We start from the raw sequence: 18,952 nt of genomic DNA, 5'->3' as shown, positions 1-18,952 counted from the left end.
AAAATAGACCTTGTCGTCGAACCGCGGTGCGTCGCCGCGTGGGATACGGAGCAGTCGTGACCGATACGTTTTCAGAGCCGGACCCGTCGGAACGCGAGTTCGGTTCGTCCGGCATTGCGTTGTCCACCTACCGATTCCCGACGGGGTGGTTTATCGTCGCCTTCGCCGACGACGTGGCGCCCGGCGTCGTCAAGCGTCTGCACTACTTCGGCGAAGAGCTGGTGCTGTTCCGCACCGCGTCGGGCAAGGTCAACGTGCTCGACGCGTACTGCCAGCACCTGGGCGCCAACCTCGGGGTCGGCGGCACCGTCGAAGACGAGAACATCGTGTGCCCCTGGCATGGTTGGCAGTGGCGCGGCGACGGGACCAACGCGCTGATCCCCTACAGCAAGATCGGTTGCAAGAACAACGTCCGCATCCGCACGTACCCGGCCGTGGAGTGGTACGGCTTCATCCTCGTCTGGCACGAGCGCCACGGCCGGGCGCCGTACTGGCAACCGCCCGTGCTGCCCGAACTGGAAACGGGCGAGTACTACCCGCTGCACCCGCACACGCAGATGGTCAACCGGGTCAAGGTGCACCCGCAGATGATCATCGAGAACGCCGCGGATCCTTACCACGTCCAATACGTACACAAGGCCGCCAACCCGGCCACCACCGCGTCGTTCGAGGTGTCGGGCTATCACCTGCACGCCAACGTCAACGCCCATTTCGGCGGCGGCCGCGCATCCACCTGGCTGACCCCGAACGGCCCGGTCGACGCGAAGATCATCTACGACAACTACTCGCTCGGCCTGGGTGTGGTCCGCTTCCCCAGCGAGCTGGTCGCCACCGTCCAGGTCACCGGGCAAACGCCGGTCGACGAGGACTACACCGACTACTTCTACACCCAGGCTTCCATCCGAGAACCCGGCGACGGCGGCGATGCGCCCACTGGACGCGCCGCGAAATTCCTGGCGCTGCAGCAGGAGGTCATCAAGCAGGACTTCTTCACCTGGGAGAACATGAAATACCTGGAGAAGCCGAACCTGGCCCCCGAAGAGGCACACGACTACGCCGCCCTGCGCCGCTGGGCGCATCGCTTCTACCCGGGCTCCGAGCCCTCGTCCACCGATTTCGGCTACACCGCCGCGGGGGAACCGGACCCGGCGGCCGCGCAGGCCTGATGTGCGCTGAGCGGAGTGGACCGCCACGGCCCTCCGACTTCGGCGTCGACCGGTTCACCGTGCCGGCGGTGCTGGATCGCCGGGCCGAGCAGCATCCCGACCGGGTGATGATGTCGATCGCCGGCACCGACATCACCTTCGAACAGATGCGGCAGCGCTCGGTCGCGGCGGCAACCCTGCTGACCGGGCTGGGTGTCGGCCGGGGTGACGGCATCGCGTTGTTCACCGGCACCTGCCCGGAATGGGTCTATTTCTGGCTGGGCGCGGCGCGCATCGGGGCGGTCAGCGCGGCGATCAACGCGGCCAACAAGGGCGAGTTCCTGTTGCATACCCTGCGCCTGGCGCGGGCCAAGGTCATCCTCACCGATCCCGAACGTTGTGCCCGTGTCGACGACGTCGCCGCTGCGTTGCACACCATGACAGGCGTTGTGGTGCAGGATGATTCGCTGCGTGCAACCCTGAACGCCGGGGTTGTCCGCTGCGCGGACAGCCCGGCCGCGGCGGGGGAGGTGGGAGCGCTGTTCTACACCTCGGGCACCACCGGGCCGTCGAAAGCGGTTGCCACCACCTGGGATTACCTGTTCACCGTCGCCGCGACCGCGGCTTCGGCGTGGGAGTTCGGCGCGGGCGAGGCGCTGTGGACTGCGATGCCGCTGTTTCATCTGAGCGCGGCACCCAGCGTGCTGGCCCCGATGTTGGTCGGCGGAACGACGGTGCTGGCGCAGGCCTTTCGCCCCGGCGAGGTCTGGGACGACGTGCGCGCCCGGGGTGCGGTCGGGTTCGTCGGCGCCGGCGCGATGGTGTCGATGTTGCAGAATCTGCCCGCCGATTCGTGCGACGCCCGACTGCCGCTGCGGTTCATCTCGGCCGCGCCGATCGCCGCCGACTCCTACCGCGCGATCGAGAAGCGTTACGGCTGTCGCATCGTCACCATGTACGGGATGACCGAGGCCTTTCCGATCGCCGTCAAAGGCGTTGCCGACGAAGGGGTTCCGGGTGCGTCGGGCCGGTCCAACCCGAACTTCGACGTGCGCATCGTCGACCCGGACGGCACTGGGTTGCCCCCCGGGGTCGTCGGCGAGATCACCTGCCGGCCGCGGTATCCGTACGTGATGAGCGAAGGCTATGTGGGTGAGGGGTCGCGAGTGGACCCGCACCCGGAATGGTTTCGCACCGGCGATCTCGGCCGGCTCGACGCGGATCAGAACCTGACTTATGTGGACCGCATCAAAGATTCGCTGCGCCGCCGCGGCGAGAATGTTTCCTCGGTCGAGGTGGAGGCGGTGGTAATGGGCCACCCGGCCGTCGCCGAAGCCGCGGTGATCGGGGTGCCCAGCGATCTGGGCGAAGACGACATCCTGCTGATCGTCGTGCTGACGCCCGGTGTCGAGCTGGACTGCGCCGAGCTGCTCGACTTCTGTGCCGCCCGCATGCCCTACTTCTGCGTGCCGCGCTACGTGGAGACGGTCGGTGAACTTCCCAAGAACGTCATCGGGCGTATACGTAAAGATTTGTTGCGCGCTCGGGGATTGAATTCCGGCGTCTGGGATCGGGAAAGTTACGGCTATATCGTGAGCCGCTGATGTAAGTTAAGTTGGGGTTACATGAGTTTTTCTTTGTCATTTCGTAGAGAGGCCGGGGAGCCACGATGACGTTGACATATCAGCAAGATCAATTCCTGCAGGCAGCGACGGGGCGGGACGGAATTCTCAACCTCAACGCGCGGCACAATCGAGCCTACTCCGACGGCGACCGCGACCGCTGGATCGCCACCTTCCGCCACTCCGGCGCCACCTTTGTGCGCGACGGCGAGCGGTTTTCCGACCTGCGGCACGCCTTCGAGGGCGGCGACGGAGCAAGACTGGTCACCGTCGATCACGAGATCCACGTCGACGGGGTCAACGCCACCCAGCGTTGCGTCGCTGTGCTTTTCGCCGCCGCCTACGGCGACACCACCCTGCGGGCCACCGGGGCGTTCCACGACGAACTGATCTACGAGCGTGGCGGCTGGTATTTCACGTCCCGCAATCTCGCGTGGGATGTGGTGCCCAGCCGGCACCCGCTCGTCATGTAAGCGGGCGCGCTACGTGGATTCCGACCGCAGCTACCAAATGGCCTTTGGCAGCTACGAGGACGCGCTGCGGATGGTGGGGCAGGCAACCCCGCCGCGCACCGCGGCGACACCGGTCAGCGCGGCGCGCATCCAGCTATTCGCCGCCATGGTCCGCGACGGCAATCGCTCGTATTGGGATCCCGAATTCGCGCGGCGGACCTGGGGCGGCCTGGCGGCCCCGCCGGCCCTGTTGATGGGATGGCTGATATCTCCGCCCTGGCAGCCGGGTGGCCGGCCGCCGACGGTGTCGATCGTCCTGCGCGTGCCATTGCCCGGCACTACCTTCATCAACGCGGCCAACGAGGTCGAGTTCGTGCATCCCATCGTCGAGGGCGATCTGCTCACCGCCGTCGAGGAGCTGGTGTCGGTGTCGCCGGAGAAGCAAACCCGGCTGGGCGTAGGCCATTTCGTCGAGACGCTGGAGACCTATCGCCGTCAGGACGGAGCCGTCGTCGCCACCTGCCGCAACACCTTGTTGCGCTTCACCCCCGGGACGCCGGGGTGAGCGGTGCGGACCTCAACTGGGACGAGATCACCGTTCCCGTCGAGCTGCCCGAGGTAGTCGACCACATCAGCTATCAGCGAGTGGTCGAGAACGCCGGGGCCACCTGGGATTACTTCCCCGGACATTTCGACCCGAATTACGCCCAAAGCCAGGGCAATCCAACGATTTACCTCAACACCATGCACCTGGCCGGCTTTGCCGACCGCGTCGCGACCGACTGGGCGGGCCCGCGCAGCCGCGTGGTGCGCCGATCCCTGCGGCTGGCCGCGTCGGTGTATGCCGGTGACACGATGATCGGCCGCGGCCGCGCGGTGGCCAAGCGCCGCGACGACTCGGTGGATCCGCCGCGCTGCCTGGTCGACATTCAACTCGAAATCACCAACCAGTACGGCGCGCTGTGCTGCCCGGTCGAACTCACCCTGCAGGTGCCCGAAAACCCTTGACGCTCAGTCGTTCAGCGGGGGCATCTTTCCGCCGGCGATCACGGTCTGCAGCTCCACGTATTCGTCGAGGCCTTCGGGCCCGAACTCGCGTCCGATGCCCGAGTGCTTGAAACCGCCGAACGGGCTGCCGATGTCGAGCGTGTACATGTTGATGCCGTAAGTGCCGGCCCGCACTCGGGCGGCGATCTCGAGGCCGTGGGCGATGTCCGCGGTCCACACCGAACCGGCCAGCCCGTAGTCGCTTTCGTTGGCGATGCGCAGCGCGTCCTCTTCGTCGCGGTAGCGCAGCACGGTCAACACCGGGCCGAAAATCTCCTCGCGGGCGATGCGCATGTCGTTGGTGGCATCGACGAACAGCGTCGGGCGCACGTACCAGCCGCGCTCTTCGCCGGTGTTCAGGCCGCCGAGCACGATGCGGGCGCCCTCGCTCTGCCCGGACCGGATGTACTCCTGGACCTGGCGTTGATGCCGCTGGGCGAAAAGGGGGCCGATGTCGGTGGTCTCGTCGGTGGGGTCTCCGACGTTCAGCCCCGACATCATGCCGGCCAACGCGTCGACGAACTCGTCATGGCGCTGCTCGCTGACCAGGATTCGGGTCTGCGCGACGCAGGCTTGCCCGTTGTTCATCAGGCTGGCCGACTTCAGTCCGGCCACCGTCTTGCCGAAGTCCGCGTCGTCGAGGACGATTGCCGCCGACTTGCCGCCGAGTTCCAGGCTCACCCGTTTGAGCTGTTCGCCACACAGGGCGGCGATGCGGCGCCCGACGGCGCTGGAGCCGGTGAACGCGATCTTGTCGACACCCGCGTGGCGCACCAGTGCCTCGCCCACATCGGTGCCGCCGGGCAGCACCGACACCACCCCGTCCGGGAGGTCGAGCTGTTCGATCATCTCGGCGAGCCACAAAGCGTCCAAGGGCGTTTCGGGGGCGGGCTTGATGATGACCGTGCAGCCCGCGATCAGCGCCGGGATCAGCTTGGGCATGATCAGGAATTGCGGCACATTCCACGGCACGATCGCCCCGACCACCCCGACCGGGGCCCGGTGCAGGTGCACCTCGCCGAGCACACCCTGGCGGCGCTCGGCCCAGGGGAATTCCCGGGCCGCGGCAAGCGTGAGGTGAATCATCGCCGCCGCGGCCGCCCCCTGACCCATCCGGCTGAAGCTGCGCGGCGACCCCATCTCGTCGGTGATCAGGTCGGCCATCTCGTCGACGTGTCCGGCGTAAATGGCGGCCAGCTCTTCGACTTTGGCCATCCGCTCGGCGTGCGTCAACCGCGGCCAGGGGCCGTGGTCGAAAGCGCGGCGCGCGGTCGCCACGGCGGCTTCGACGTCCTCGGGGCCGGCCACTTGGACGTGCCCGATCGGCTCTTCGGAGTGGGGCGAGATGACGGCCAGCTGCTGCGGATTGGCGGGCTTGCGCCATTGCCCTCCCACGAACAACTCGTCATAGGAACGGTGGCCGGAATTGTCTGTCATCGGAGCACTTCCTACGGAAGGGTGGAGCATGACCGTAAATTCGCTATTGACGCTAACATAGCGAAAAAAGACCCAGGCTGTCACTCAGTTCGGCGAGACGAGGTTGGCATGACAAACGATTGGCGCCGTTACCCGTTTCAATTGGTGCCCGGCGATCCCCAGCTGGACTTTCCGGCCGCCGAGGGTGAGCATCCAGACCAGGAGTCCGACACCTGGTTCATCGCCGGGCAGCTGCGGGCCGCCGAGAGCGACCGGTCGTTTGCCTTTCTGACCATCTTCAACAAGAACCAACCCGGCGGGACGTTCGTCGCCGATTTCTACACGATGGCGTTGTTCGACCTCGACACCGGCGATTACGGCACCTACACCGATTACGACATCCCGCCGAAGAACATGGAGCCGGGAACGCAGCGCAAGATGTCCATGGCCGCAGGCCATCTCGACATCAGCTACCGGAGCAGCGCCGGCACCGCGTCGTGGACCACCTGCCTGGACGGCGACGGGCAACTACTGCCCTACACCTATCGGATCAGCCTGGTGGGCCGGGACCAGCAGGGGCGCTCGATGCGGCTGGACCTCGTCGTCACCCCCACCCGGCCGCCGACTCCGCTGGGCGCGTCGACCTACAACGGCAAGATCGCCTGCTTCGGCCAACCCGATACCTACTCCTACTTCCAGACCGGCATGGCGATGACGGGCACCCTGCGGTGGGGTGACGTGGTCGAGCAGGTCAGCGGCGACTCCGGGCACGTGGACCGGCAGTGGTTTCCCAAGTATGCCGGCGGCGGGGGATCCGGGGGAGACCCGCGGGCCCGGTCGCACGAGTGGCGCACCATCAATTTCGACAATGGTGTCGATGTGAGCATCTGGCGGCAGTTCGACCGCGTGAACGGCAATGCGCTGCAACCGTTTACCGGAGTGACCATGAGTTACCCGGACCCGGACATGGCGCCGCAATGCGCCGAGGACGTCGAGGTCACGGTCAGCAGCTACGTGCGCTGGCCGGAGAGCGTGCGGCCACTGCTGCGTCCTCCTGCCCCGGCCCGCTACCTGCCGGATCGGCACCGGATCACCTGCGCCGCAATGCAACTCGACTTGATCGGGGAGCCGTTGGTGGCCGCCCCCGCGCACGGCCTGCCCATCGAATACATGGAGGGCCCGTACCGCTACAGCGGGACGCTGTGGGGCAAGCCGGTGACCGGTTTCGCGTTCAACGAGCGCTCGCTGGCGCTGTACCGGGACTGGGAGCTGGTCGAGGTGCTGGCCACCACCGTGGCCGACGTCGATTCCGGCTTGCAATCGGTGGTCGATCAGCTGGCGCCGCTGGTCGCCGGCGGCCGCCGCGGTGAAGCTGTGACGCTGCTGACCGGTGCGATGCCCGTGCAAAATGACACGCTGGCAACGCTTTTCGGTGATCTGATCGCGGTGCTGTCCGAAGGCTGATGGCGGGCTTAGCCGCCCAGCGCCCTGGCCCACGTCAGGTGGCGGTGCTGTAGTCCCGGTTCGTTGCGCCCGAACACCAGATGATCGCGAGCACCCGACTCGAGGTTGGCCTGTAGACCCTCGACCAGCCGGTAGTCCTCGTCGCGCACGGTCGCGTGCGCGTATTCGAAGACGGCCTGCGCACCGGCGGCCACCGATTCGTCGGAGAGGTCCAGCGGCGTCGAGTTCTGGTGCACGGTGATCGACCGTCCCGGTTCGTCGCCGGGGTAAATGCGGAACAGCTCGCCGTTGGCGATCGTCACCGACAGCACGATGTTGGGAAACAGCGCGTAGATCACGACCATATTGTGGAACGGATCCCATTGCTCTTCGGGCACGTCCTGTAGGTCGAGAATCGCCTTCAGCGGAAAGATCAGTCGGTGGTGCGGTCCGAAGGCGTCGAACACCGTGCAGTTGCTGCGGGCGATGGTGGCGAAGGTGTCGCGGTGCACGGTGGCGAAGTGGTAGTTCTCGGCGAAGGTGTCGACGGCCAGTTTCCAATTGATCGGGGAGTCGAGCACCTTCTCGCCCAACGGGGACCAGCGCCCGATGCCCCACGAGTCGAGCTCTTCGGCGAGCGGTCCCAGATGCGCGGCGACGTCCAGCGTCGCACCCGGCGCCAAGGCCACCCAGAGGAACCCGGCGAACTCGGCGGCCGCCAGCTCGTTCAGCCCGGCGGACTTGACGGTCATATCCGGGAAGCCCTCCCGGCCGGGCAGGCCGACCAGCGTGCCGCTGTTGTCGTAGGTCCAGGCGTGATAAGGACAGGTGAATCGCTTGGCGGTGCCGCACCCCGTCACCAGTTGCGATTGCCGGTGCAGACAGACGTTGTCGAATGCCCGGACCGAGCCGTCGGTCGTTCGGGTCAGCAGGATGGACCGGCCCATCACCGTCTTGGTGCAGTACGCGCCGGGACCGGCGAGCTCGGAGACGTAGCCGACCAGCTGCGGGCTGGCCAGCATCAGCGCCCGGTCGAGGTGGTGGCGCTCGACGGAGGCGTAGTCCCGCGCTTCGACCCGGTGCTGCCCGGGCGCCAGGTCCGTGGTCTTGTCGCGCGCCAGCTTCAAGGCGCGCCGGGTCAGGTCGACAAGCTGGTCACGATCCATCGGCGGCCCCCTGCGGTCGAATGGTTGATCCCTCCGGACGCTAACTTTATAAAGTTAACAATAATGACCCAGCCGCGCGCCGTCTGGTTGGCGCTAAACAAAGTGTGATGCAGATGTAACCACTGTTGCTGATGTGTCTAATGGGGTTTCTGCCGTACCCTTTCGCATGTGTCGTTTAGCCGCCGTGACGTGCTGAGATTCGCCGCCGCGACCCCGGCCCTGGTCGGGCTGGGCGTCGCGGCGTCGTCGCTGCGCGCCGCACCCGCCTCGGCGTCGCTCGGCACCCTGTTGGACTACGCGGCCGGGGTGATCCCCGCCAGCCAGATCCGGGCCGCCGGTGCCGTCGGGTCGATCCGGTACGTCTCCGATCGCCGGCCGGGCGGCAATTGGATGCTGGGCAAGCCCATCGGGGTCTCCGAGGCGCGCGATCTCAACAGCAACGGCCTGAAAATCGTGTCCTGCTACCAGTACGGCAAGGGCAGCACGTCGGACTGGCTGGGCGGCGCCAGCGCCGGTCAGCAGCACGCGCAGCGCGGCGAACAGCTGCACGCCGCGGCCGGCGGCCCCGCCACCGCCCCGATTTACGCCTCGATCGACGACGACCCGACCTACGAGCAGTACAAAAACCAGGTCGCGCCCTACCTGCGGGCGTGGGAATCGGTGATCGGACACCAGCGGACGGGTGTTTACGCCAACTCGAAGACCATCGACTGGGCGCTGCACGACGGCCTGGGCTCCTACTTCTGGCAGCACAACTGGGGATCGCCCAAGGGATACGCCCACCCGGCCGCGCATCTGCACCAGGTCGAGATCGATAAGCGCAGCGTCGGCGGGGTCGGTGTGGACATCAACGAGATCCTCAAGCCCCAGTTCGGGCAGTGGACCTGAGCTGCAGTCAGGCCTATAGACCTTCGCGACGGCCGGCCGGGCTCGCGCCGCCCCGGCCCGCGCTCCAGCAAACACTCGTTCGCCGTCCGCCGCGCGCCGCGGACGCCGGCTCCCCCGCGAGCGCGTCGTAGACGTTGCGTCTCGCGCGGCGCGATGTGGAAAATTTTCACGTAACGATTTGATAACAATGCCGCCTTGATCAGCGAAGTTATAGCTACTCGACCGTAACCACCTGCATGCAGGACGTTTGTTCGGGACGCCCGCGGGCGCGGTTAATCCCGGTGTTACCCACGACACGGTTACCCGCGCGTAGAACTCACCAGTAACCGATCAGCACGCCAAAAGCTCACGAATCCTTATGACACTCTTAGTGCAGCCGATCGAGTCGGCCGCGCCGCACGGCTTACCTAAGTGGCCCACCGACGACTCACCGGTCACCGGCTTTGTGGCTGCGATTCACTGCGGAATCCGAACCGAGACGAAAAGACGCATACAGGGAGATACAGAACGTGACGATCTATGAGCATGGCCGGGTGTCCGCTGACCGCGACGGAAGTGGTCCGCACAGCACCCACGCTCTGGTCGACCGTCTGACGGCCGGCGAACCGTACGCAGTCGCATTCGGCGGCCAGGGCAGTGCCTGGCTGGAGACGCTGGAAGAGCTGGTCTCCTCGGCCGGCATCGAGACCGACCTGGCGACGGTGGTCGGCGAGGTCGAGCTGCTGCTGGAGCCGGTGGCCAAGGAACTGGTCGTGGTGCGTCCGATCGGTTTCGACCCGCTGCGGTGGGTGCGTGCGCTGGCCGCCGAGGACCCGGTTCCGTCGGACAAGCACCTGACCTCCGCGGCGGTGTCGGTGCCCGGGGTGCTGCTCACCCAGATCGCGGCGATCCGGGCGCTGAGCCGCCAGGGCCTGGACCTCGTCGAGACGCCGCCGGTGGCGGTGGCCGGGCACTCCCAGGGCGTGCTGGCCGTGGAGGCGTTGAACGCCGCCGGTGCCCGCGACGTCGAACTGCTGGCGATGGCGCAGCTGATCGGCGCCGCCGGAACGCTGGTGGCCCGTCGCCGCGGCATCTCCGTCCTGGGCGACCGCTCGCCGATGGTGTCGGTCACCAACGCCGACCCCGAGCGCATCCGCCACCTGCTCGACGAGTTCGCCCAGGACGTGCGGACCGTGCTGCCGCCGGTGCTGTCCATCCGCAACGGCCGGCGCTCGGTCGTCATCACCGGAACGCCCGAGCAGCTGTCCCGCTTCGAGCTGTACTGCCAGCAGATCTCCGAGAAAGAAGAGGCCGACCGCAAGAACAAGCTGCGCGGCGGCGACGTCTTCGCGCCGGTGTTCGACCCCGTTCGGGTGGAGGTGGGCTTCCACACGCCGCGGCTGGCCGACGGCATCGACATCGTCGGTAACTGGGCCGAGAAGGTCGGCCTCGACGTCGAATTGGCGCGGCAACTGACCGACGCCATCCTGGTCAGCGGCGTCGACTGGGTCGAAGAGATCACCCGGGTGCACGACGCCGGCGCGCGCTGGATCCTGGACCTGGGTCCCGGCGACATCCTCACCCGGTTGACTGCGCCGGTCATCCGCGGTCTGGGCGTCGGCATCGTGCCGGCCGCGACCCGCGGCGGGCAGCGCAACCTGTTCACCGTCGGCGCCACGCCTGAGGTGGCCCGGGCCTGGTCGAGCTACGCCCCGACCGTGGTGCGCCTGCCCGATGGCCGGATCAAGCTGTCCACCAAGTTCACCCGGCTGACCGGGCGGTCGCCGATCCTGCTCGCCGGGATGACGCCCACCACCGTCGACGCCAAGATCGTCGCCGCCGCGGCCAACGCCGGGCACTGGGCGGAGCTGGCCGGCGGCGGCCAGGTGACCGAGGAAATCTTCGCCGACCGCATCGAGCAGCTGTCCGGTCTGCTCGAGCTCGGCCGCACCTACCAGTTCAACACGTTGTTCCTGGACCCGTACCTGTGGAAGCTGCAGGTCGGCGGCAAGCGCCTGGTGCAAAAGGCCCGCCAGTCCGGCGCGGCCATCGACGGGCTGGTGATCAGCGCGGGCATCCCGGACCTCGAGGAAGCCGTCGAGCTGATCGACGAGCTCAACGACGTCGGCATCAGCCACGTCGTGTTCAAGCCCGGCACCATCGAGCAGATCCGCGCGGTCATCCGGATCGCCACCGAGGCGCCCACCAAGCCGGTGATCGTGCACATCGAGGGCGGGCGCGCCGGTGGTCACCACTCCTGGGAAGACCTCGACGACCTGCTGCTGGCGACGTACTCGGAGCTGCGGTCGCGGCCGAACATCACCGTCTGTGTCGGCGGCGGCATCGGCACCCCCGAGCGGGCGGCTGAATACCTGTCCGGGCGCTGGTCGCAGGCCTACGGCTTCCCGTCGATGCCGATCGACGGCATCCTGGTGGGCACCGCGGCGATGGCCACCCTCGAGGCGACCACGTCGCCGTCGGTCAAGCGGATGCTGGTCGAGACCACCGGCACCGATCAGTGGATCGGCGCCGGAAAAGCGCAGGGCGGCATGGCTTCCAGCCGCAGCCAGCTCGGCGCGGACATCCACGAGATCGACAACTCGGCCTCGCGCTGCGGCCGGCTGCTCGACGAGGTCGCCGGTGACGCCGACGCCGTCGCCGAGCGCCGCGACGAGATCATTGCGGCGATGGCCAACACCGCCAAGCCCTACTTCGGTGACGTCAAGGAGATGACCTACCTGCAGTGGCTGCGCCGCTACGTCGAGCTGGCCATCGGGGAGGGCGACTCGACCGCCGACACTGCGTCTCCGGGCAGCCCGTGGCTGGCTGACACCTGGCGCGACCGGTTCCAGCAGATGCTGCAGCGCGCCGAGGCGCGGCTGCACGCGCAGGACCATGGCCCCATCGACACGCTGTTCGCCGACGAGGCCCTGCTGGAGAACCCGGAGGCGGCCATCACCGCGCTGCTCGCTGCCTACCCGGATGCCGAGACCGTCGTGCTGCACCCCGCGGACGTGCCGTTCTTCGTCACGTTGTGCAAGACGCTGGGTAAGCCCGTCAATTTCGTTCCCGTCATCGACAAGGATGTGCGGCGCTGGTGGCGCAGCGACTCGCTGTGGCAGGCGCACGACGCGCGCTACGACGCCGACCAGGTCTGCATCATCCCGGGTACCGCCGCGGTCGCCGGCATCACCCGGATCGACGAGCCTGTCGGTGAACTGCTCGATCGCTTCGAGCAAGCCGCCATCGACGAGGTGCTGGGATCCGGTGCCGAGCCGAAGCCCGTCCGGTCGCGCCGCCTGGGCCGCCCCGACGTGACGGGGCCGCTGGCCGTGGTGCTCGACGCCCCGGATGTGCTGTGGGCCGGGCGCACCACCACCAACCCGGTGCACCGCATCGCCGAGCCGGGCGACTGGCTGGTGCACGAAGGCTCTGAAGGATCCGAAAGTCTGCGCGCCACACACTCTTCCACCGGCGCGCGGCTGCAGGTCCAGCCCGGCGAGTCCGGCAATGAGCAGGTCGTTTTGTCCGTGCCGATCTCGGGTGTCTGGATCGACATTCCGTTCACGTTGCACGCCAACACCGTTGACGGCGGCATCCCGGTTGTCTCCACCGACGACGCCACCGCCGCCATGCGTGCGGTGCTGGCGATCGCCGCCGGCGTAGACGGGCCGGAATTCCTCCCGACGGTCACCGACGGGACCACGACCGTGACGGTGGATTGGGACCCCGAGCGCGTCGCCGACCACACCGGGGTGACGGCGACCTTCGGCGAGCGCCTGGCGCCCAGCCTGACCACCGTGCCCGACGCGCTGGTCGGCCATTGCTGGCCGGCGGTCTTCGCGACCATCGGAGCGGCGGTCACCGAGGCCGGCGTCCCGGTGGTCGAGGGCCTGCTGAGCCTGGTACACCTGGACCACGCCGCCCACCTGGTCGGCACGCTGCCGGCAGAACCTGCCCAATTGACCGTCACCGCAACGGCTGCGGCGGCCATCGACACCGACCTGGGCCGGGTCGTCCCGGTCTCGGTCACGGTGACGGGCCCCGACGGTGTCGCGATCGCCGCCCTCGCCGAACGGTTCGCGATCCTCGGCCGCACCGGTACCGCCGAACTCGCCGACCCGGTCCGGGCCGGCGGCGCGATGTCGGAGAACGCGACCGACACCCCGCGCCGGCGCCGGCGCGACGTCACGCTCACCGCGCCGGTCGACATGCGCCCGTTCGCGGTGGTGTCCGGTGACCACAACCCGATCCACACGGACAAGGCCGCCGCGCTGCTGGCCGGTCTGGAAACGCCGATCGTGCACGGCATGTGGCTGTCGGCGGCCGCGCAGCACGCGGTGACCGCCACCGACGGCCAGGCCCGGCCGCCGGCGCGGCTGGTCGGCTGGACCGCGCGGTTCCTGGGCATGGTCCGCCCCGACGATCAGGTCGACTTCCGGGTCGACCGCGTCGGAATCGACCAGGGTGCAGAGGTTTTGGAGATCACCGCCAAGATCGGAACCGACCTGGTGATGTCGGCCACCGCGCGACTGGCCGCGCCCAGGACGGTCTACGCGTTCCCCGGTCAAGGCATCCAGCACAAAGGCATGGGCATGGAGGTGCGGGCCCGGTCCAAGGCCGCCCGCAAGGTGTGGGACACCGCCGACAAGTTCACCCGCGACACGCTGGGTTTCTCGGTGCTGCACGTGGTGCGCGACAACCCGACCAGCATCATCGCCAGCGGCGTGCACTACCACCACCCCGAGGGCGTCCTCTACCTGACGCAGTTCACCCAGGTCGCGATGGCGACGGTAGCCGCGGCCCAGGTCGCCGAGATGCGCGAGCAGGGCGCCTTCGTCGAAGACGCCATCGCCTGCGGCCACTCCGTCGGTGAGTACACCGCGCTGGCCTGCGTGACGGGCATCTACAAGCTGGAAGCCTTGCTGGAGATGGTGTTTCACCGCGGCTCGAAGATGCACGACATCGTGCCGCGCGACGAGCTGGGCCGGTCCAACTACCGGTTGGCGGCTATCCGCCCGTCGCAGATCGACCTGCCCGACGACGAAGTCACCGACTTCGTCGCCGAAATCGCCGAGCGCACTGGTGAATTCCTGGAGATCGTGAACTTCAACCTGCGCGGCTCGCAGTACGCGATTGCCGGCACGGTGCGCGGCCTGGAAGAGTTGGAAGCCGAGGTGGAGCGGCGTCGCGAGATCTCCGGCGGCAAGCGCTCGTTCATCCTGGTGCCCGGCATCGACGTGCCGTTCCATTCCCGCGTGTTGCGGGTAGGCGTGGCCGACTTCCGCCGGTCGTTGGAGCGGGTCATGCCGCGCGACGCGGACCCCGGTTTGATCATCGGGCGCTACATCCCGAACCTGGTGCCGCGGCCGTTCACCTTGGACCGCGACTTCATCCAGGAGATCCGGGATCTGGTGCCCGCCGAGCCGCTCGACCCGATCCTCGCCGACTACGACACCTGGCTTCGTGACCGGCGCAACGAGATGGCGCGCACGGTCTTCATCGAGCTGCTGGCATGGCAGTTCGCCAGCCCGGTGCGCTGGATCGAAACCCAGGACCTGCTGTTCATCGAGGAGGCCGCGGGTGGCCTCGGTGTGGAGCGGCTGGTCGAGATCGGCGTCAAGACGTCGCCGACCGTCGCCGGGCTGGCCACCAACACCCTCAAGCTGCCCGAATACGCGCACAGCACAGTGGAAGTGCTCAACGCCGAGCGCGACGCCGCGGTGCTGTTCGCCACCGATACCGACCCCGAGCCGGAGCCCGAGGTCGATGACGCGCCGGCGGCAACGGACAGCGCGCCCGTGTCTGATGTCGCCCCAGCCGTCGCTCCGGTTCCCGCCGGAGCTCCGTCAGGTGCTCCACGCCCCGAGGACATCGGATTCGACGCCGCCGACGCGACTTTGGCGCTGATCGCGCTGTCGGCCAAGATGCGCATCGACCAGATCGAAGAACTCGACTCGATCGAGTCCATCACCGACGGCGCGTCGTCGCGCCGCAACCAGCTGCTGGTCGACCTGGGTTCGGAGTTGAACCTCGGTGCCATCGACGGTGCGGCCGAGGCCGACCTGGCCGGGCTGCGCTCGCAGGTGACCAAGCTGGCGCGCACCTACAAGCCTTACGGCCCAGTGCTTTCCGATGCGATCAATGACCAGCTGCGCACGGTCTTCGGGCCGTCCGGCAAGCGGCCGGCCGCCATCACCGAGCGGGTCACCAAGACCTGGGAGCTTGGCGAGGGATGGGCCAAGCACGTCACCATCGAGGTCGCGCTCGGCACCCGCGAGGGCACCAGCGTGCGCGGCGGCGCGATGGGCCACCTGCACGAGGGTGCGCTGGCCGACGCCGCTTCTGTCGACAAGGTCATCGACGCCGCGGTCGCCGCGGTCGCCGCACGCCGCGGGATCTCGGTGGCGCTGCCCTCGGCGGGCGGCGGTGGCGGTGCGACCGTCGACGCGGCCGCGCTGAGCGAATTCACCGACCAGATCACCGGTCGCGACGGCGTGCTCGCCTCGGCCGCCCGCCTGATCCTGGGCCAGCTGGGCCACGACGACCCGGTCAGCGCGTCAGCGGCATCCACCGACGCCGAGCTCATCGACTTGGTCACCGCCGAACTGGGCGCGGACTGGCCGCGTCTGGTGTCGCCGGTGTTCGACGCCCGCAAGGCGGTCGTGTTCGACGACCGCTGGGCCAGCGCCCGCGAGGACCTGGTCAAGCTGTGGCTGACCGAAGAGGGTGACATCGACGCCGACTGGCTGCGGCTCTCGGAGCGGTTTGAGGGCGCCGGGCACGTCGTCGCCACCCAGGCCACTTGGTGGCAGGGTAAGTCGCTGGCCGCGGGTCGCCAGATCCACGCGTCGCTGTACGGCCGCATCGCCGCGGGTGCCGAGAACCCGGACCCGGGTCACTACAGCAGCGAAGTCGCCGTGGTGACAGGCGCTTCCAAGGGTTCGATCGCGGCCTCGGTGGTGGCGCGGCTGCTGGACGGCGGTGCGACCGTGATCGCCACGACCTCCAAGCTCGACGATGAGCGGCTGGCGTTCTACCGGGCGCTGTACCGCGACCACGCCCGCTACGGTGCCGCGCTGTGGGTGGTGCCCGCCAACATGGCGTCCTACTCCGACATCGACGCGCTCATCGAGTGGGTCGGCACCGAGCAGTCCGAAAGCCTTGGGCCGCAGTCGATTCACATCAAGGACGCGCAGACCCCCACGCTGTTGTTCCCGTTCGCGGCACCGCGGGTGGCCGGTGACCTCTCCGAGGCCGGCTCGCGCTCGGAGATGGAGATGAAGGTCCTGCTGTGGGCCGTGCAGCGACTGGTCGGCGGCCTGTCGAAGATCGGCGCCGAGCGCGACATCGCGTCGCGGTTGCATGTCGTGCTGCCCGGCTCGCCCAACCGCGGCATGTTCGGCGGCGACGGCGCCTACGGCGAGGCCAAATCCGCGCTGGACGCCCTGGTGAGCCGCTGGCACGCCGAGGCCTCGTGGGCGGCCCGGGTCAGCCTGGCGCACGCGCTGATCGGCTGGACCCGCGGCACCGGGCTGATGGGCCACAACGACGCGATCGTCGACGCGGTCGAGGAGGCCGGCGTCACAACCTACTCGACCGACGAGATGGCCGCGATGCTGCTGGGCCTGTGCGACGTGGAATCAAAGGTGGCCGCGGCAGGCAAGCCGATCGAGGCGGACCTGACCGGCGGGCTCGGCGAGGCCAACCTCGACATGGCCGAGCTGGCGGCCAAGGCGCGCGAGCAGGCCACCCCCGGTGAAGAAGCCGCCGAGGACACCACTGCCGAGGGCACCATCGCCGCGCTGCCGTCCCCGCCGCGCGGCTTCACCCCGGCGCCGCCTCCGGAATGGGACGACCTCGACGTCGACCCGGCCGATCTGGTGGTGATCGTCGGCGGCGCCGAACTCGGTCCCTACGGCTCCTCGCGCACCCGCTTCGAGATGGAGGTCGACAACGAGCTGTCGGCGGCCGGCGTGCTCGAGCTGGCCTGGACCACCGGTCTGATCCGCTGGGAAGACGACCCCCAACCGGGTTGGTACGACACGGCTTCCGGTGATCTGGTCGACGAGGCCGAGCTGGTCGAGCGCTACCACGACACCATCGTGGAGCGTTGCGGTATTCGGGAGTTCGTCGACGACGGCTCGATCGATCCCGACCACGCGTCGCCGCTGCTGGTGTCGGTGTTCCTCGACAAGGACTTCGCGTTCGTCGTGTCCTCGGAGGCCGACGCCCGTGCATTCGCCGAATTCGACCCCGAGCACACCGTGATCCGGCCGGTGCCCGACTCCAGTGACTGGCAGGTCATCCGCAAGGCCGGCACCGAGATTCGCGTACCGCGCAAGAACAAGCTGTCGCGCGTGGTCGGCGGGCAGGTCCCGACCGGCTTCGACCCCACCGTGTGGGGCATCAGCCAGGACATGCTCAGCTCTATCGACCGGCTGGCGGTGTGGAACATCGTCGCCACCGTCGACGCGTTCCTGACCGCGGGCTTCAGCCCCGCCGAGGTGATGCGCTACGTGCACCCGAGCCTGGTGGCCAACACCATGGGTACCGGCATGGGTGGCGGCAGCTCGATGCAGACGATGTACCACGGAAACCTGCTGGGCCGTAACAAGCCCAACGACATCTTCCAGGAAGTGCTGCCGAATATCGTTGCCGCGCACGTGGTTCAGTCCTACATCGGTAGCTACGGGTCGATGATTCACCCGGTGGCCGCGTGCGCGACGGCCGCGGTGTCGGTCGAAGAGGGCGTCGACAAGATCAAGCTCGGCAAGGCCGAGCTGGTGGTGGCTGGCGGCATCGACGATCTGACACTGGAAGGCATCATCGGCTTCGGTGACATGTCGGCCACCGCCGACACCCAGATGATGCGCAACCGCGGCATCCACGACTCGAAGTTCTCCCGCGCCAACGACCGGCGCCGCCTGGGCTTCGTCGAGGCCCAGGGCGGTGGCACCATCCTGCTGGCGCGTGGCGACCTGGCGCTCAAGATGGGCTTGCCGGTGCTGGCGGTGGTGGCCTTCGCACAGTCCTACGGCGACGGCGTGCACACCTCGATCCCGGCCCCGGGATTGGGCGCGCTCGGCGCGGGCCGGGGCGGCAAGGAATCGCCGCTGGCACGCGAGCTCGCCCGGCTGGGCGTCGGCGCCGACGACATCGCGGTGATCTCCAAGCACGACACCTCGACGCTGGCCAACGACCCCAACGAAACCGAGCTGCACGAGCGCCTCGCCGACTCGCTGGGCCGCTCCGAGGGCGCCCCGCTATTCATCGTGTCGCAAAAGAGCCTCACCGGCCACGCCAAGGGCGGCGCGGCGGTCTTCCAGATGATGGGGCTGTGCCAGATACTGCGCGACGGCGTGATCCCGCCCAACCGCAGCCTGGATTGCGTCGACGACGAACTGGCCGGTTCGGCGCACTTTGTCTGGGTGCGCGACACGCTGCGCCTCGGCGGGAACTTCCCGCTGAAGGCGGGCATGCTGACCAGCCTAGGGTTCGGCCACGTGTCCGGTCTTGTCGCGCTGGTGCACCCGCAGGCGTTCATCGCCGCGCTCGACCCCGAGCAGCGCGAGGACTATCAGCGGCGTGCTGACGCCCGCCTTCTGGCCGGGCAGCGCCGCCTGGTGTCGGCGATCGCCGGCGGCGAGCCGCTGTACCAGCGCCCGCCGGACCGCCGCTTCGATCACGACCTGCCGGAGAAGCGCCAGGAGGCCGCGATGCTGCTGAGCGCGGACGCCCGGCTCGGTGAAGACGAGGCCTATGGGGTCGCTGCCGAATGACTCCGTCGATAA

At 68.2% G+C, this 18,952-nt stretch carries 10 protein-coding genes; 8 read left to right on the top strand and 2 right to left on the bottom strand.

The window, feature by feature from the left end; genetic code table 11:
* Positions 1-56: 56 nt before the first annotated feature.
* From MSG_RS17685 to MSG_RS17665, 5 genes are all read left to right on the top strand, one after another.
* A complete protein-coding gene (locus MSG_RS17685; protein ID WP_096441586.1) occupies positions 57-1,166 on the top strand; it encodes a Rieske 2Fe-2S domain-containing protein in 1,110 nt (369 codons plus the stop codon).
* Positions 1,166-2,749 (top strand): AMP-binding protein, encoded by a 1,584-nt coding sequence (locus tag MSG_RS17680; protein WP_096441584.1) that lies wholly within the window; start codon positions 1,166-1,168, stop codon positions 2,747-2,749. The genes MSG_RS17685 and MSG_RS17680 overlap by 1 nt, the downstream gene beginning before the upstream one ends.
* 65 nt (positions 2,750-2,814) lie before the next feature.
* Positions 2,815-3,240 carry a nuclear transport factor 2 family protein gene (locus MSG_RS17675; RefSeq protein WP_096441582.1) on the top strand — a complete coding sequence of 142 codons (426 nt, stop codon included), beginning with the start codon at positions 2,815-2,817 and terminating at the stop codon, positions 3,238-3,240.
* Between the two features lie 37 nt (positions 3,241-3,277).
* On the top strand, positions 3,278-3,784 hold the full coding sequence (locus MSG_RS17670) for a MaoC family dehydratase (RefSeq protein ID WP_232011306.1): 507 nt from the start codon (positions 3,278-3,280) through the stop codon (positions 3,782-3,784).
* The gene (locus MSG_RS17665) at positions 3,781-4,227 is read left to right on the top strand and encodes a MaoC/PaaZ C-terminal domain-containing protein (protein ID WP_096441578.1); all 447 of its coding nucleotides are present in this window, start codon (positions 3,781-3,783) and stop codon (positions 4,225-4,227) included. Before MSG_RS17670 ends, MSG_RS17665 begins: the two co-directional genes overlap by 4 nt.
* Before the next feature lie 3 nt (positions 4,228-4,230).
* Here MSG_RS17665 and MSG_RS17660 read toward each other — a convergent pair whose 3' ends face one another.
* Complete coding sequence (locus MSG_RS17660) at positions 4,231-5,703, bottom strand: aldehyde dehydrogenase (protein WP_096441576.1); 1,473 nt, start codon at positions 5,701-5,703, stop codon at positions 4,231-4,233.
* Between the two features lie 108 nt (positions 5,704-5,811).
* Here MSG_RS17660 and MSG_RS17655 point away from each other — a divergent pair, with 108 nt between their 5' ends.
* Positions 5,812-7,146 carry a lipocalin-like domain-containing protein gene (locus MSG_RS17655; RefSeq protein ID WP_096441574.1) on the top strand — a complete coding sequence of 445 codons (1,335 nt, stop codon included), beginning with the start codon at positions 5,812-5,814 and terminating at the stop codon, positions 7,144-7,146.
* 8 nt (positions 7,147-7,154) lie between these two features.
* Here MSG_RS17655 and MSG_RS17650 read toward each other — a convergent pair whose 3' ends face one another.
* Entirely contained in the window at positions 7,155-8,291 is a 1,137-nt protein-coding gene (locus tag MSG_RS17650) for an aromatic ring-hydroxylating oxygenase subunit alpha (protein ID WP_096441572.1), read from the bottom strand.
* Positions 8,292-8,459: 168 nt separating this feature from the next.
* Between MSG_RS17650 and MSG_RS17645 the strand changes: the two genes are divergently transcribed.
* Together MSG_RS17645 and MSG_RS17635 are read left to right on the top strand one after the other, a co-directional pair.
* Complete coding sequence (locus MSG_RS17645) at positions 8,460-9,179, top strand: DUF1906 domain-containing protein (RefSeq protein ID WP_096441570.1); 720 nt, start codon at positions 8,460-8,462, stop codon at positions 9,177-9,179.
* Between the two features lie 509 nt (positions 9,180-9,688).
* The gene (locus MSG_RS17635; RefSeq protein ID WP_096441568.1) at positions 9,689-18,940 is read left to right on the top strand and encodes a type I polyketide synthase; all 9,252 of its coding nucleotides are present in this window, start codon (positions 9,689-9,691) and stop codon (positions 18,938-18,940) included.
* The last annotated feature ends 12 nt before the right edge of the window (positions 18,941-18,952 follow it).

The organism is Mycobacterium shigaense, assembly GCF_002356315.1.
In the GTDB taxonomy this organism is placed as follows: Bacteria; Actinomycetota; Actinomycetes; order Mycobacteriales; family Mycobacteriaceae; genus Mycobacterium; species Mycobacterium shigaense.
This window is presented reverse-complemented; position numbering and strand designations above follow the sequence as displayed.

What these genes read in the sequence shown, in the direction of transcription:
- MSG_RS17680 (WP_096441584.1), top strand. Translation starts at nt 1,166, where the DNA reads ATGTGCGCTGAGCGGAGTGGACCGCCACGGCCCTCCGACTTCGGCGTC.
- MSG_RS17675 (WP_096441582.1), top strand. Translation starts at nt 2,815, where the DNA reads ATGACGTTGACATATCAGCAAGATCAATTCCTGCAGGCAGCGACGGGG.
- MSG_RS17670 (WP_232011306.1), top strand. Translation starts at nt 3,278, where the DNA reads ATGGCCTTTGGCAGCTACGAGGACGCGCTGCGGATGGTGGGGCAGGCA.
- MSG_RS17660 (WP_096441576.1), bottom strand. Translation starts at nt 5,703, where the DNA reads ATGACAGACAATTCCGGCCACCGTTCCTATGACGAGTTGTTCGTGGGA.
- MSG_RS17655 (WP_096441574.1), top strand. Translation starts at nt 5,812, where the DNA reads ATGACAAACGATTGGCGCCGTTACCCGTTTCAATTGGTGCCCGGCGAT.
- MSG_RS17650 (WP_096441572.1), bottom strand. Translation starts at nt 8,291, where the DNA reads ATGGATCGTGACCAGCTTGTCGACCTGACCCGGCGCGCCTTGAAGCTG.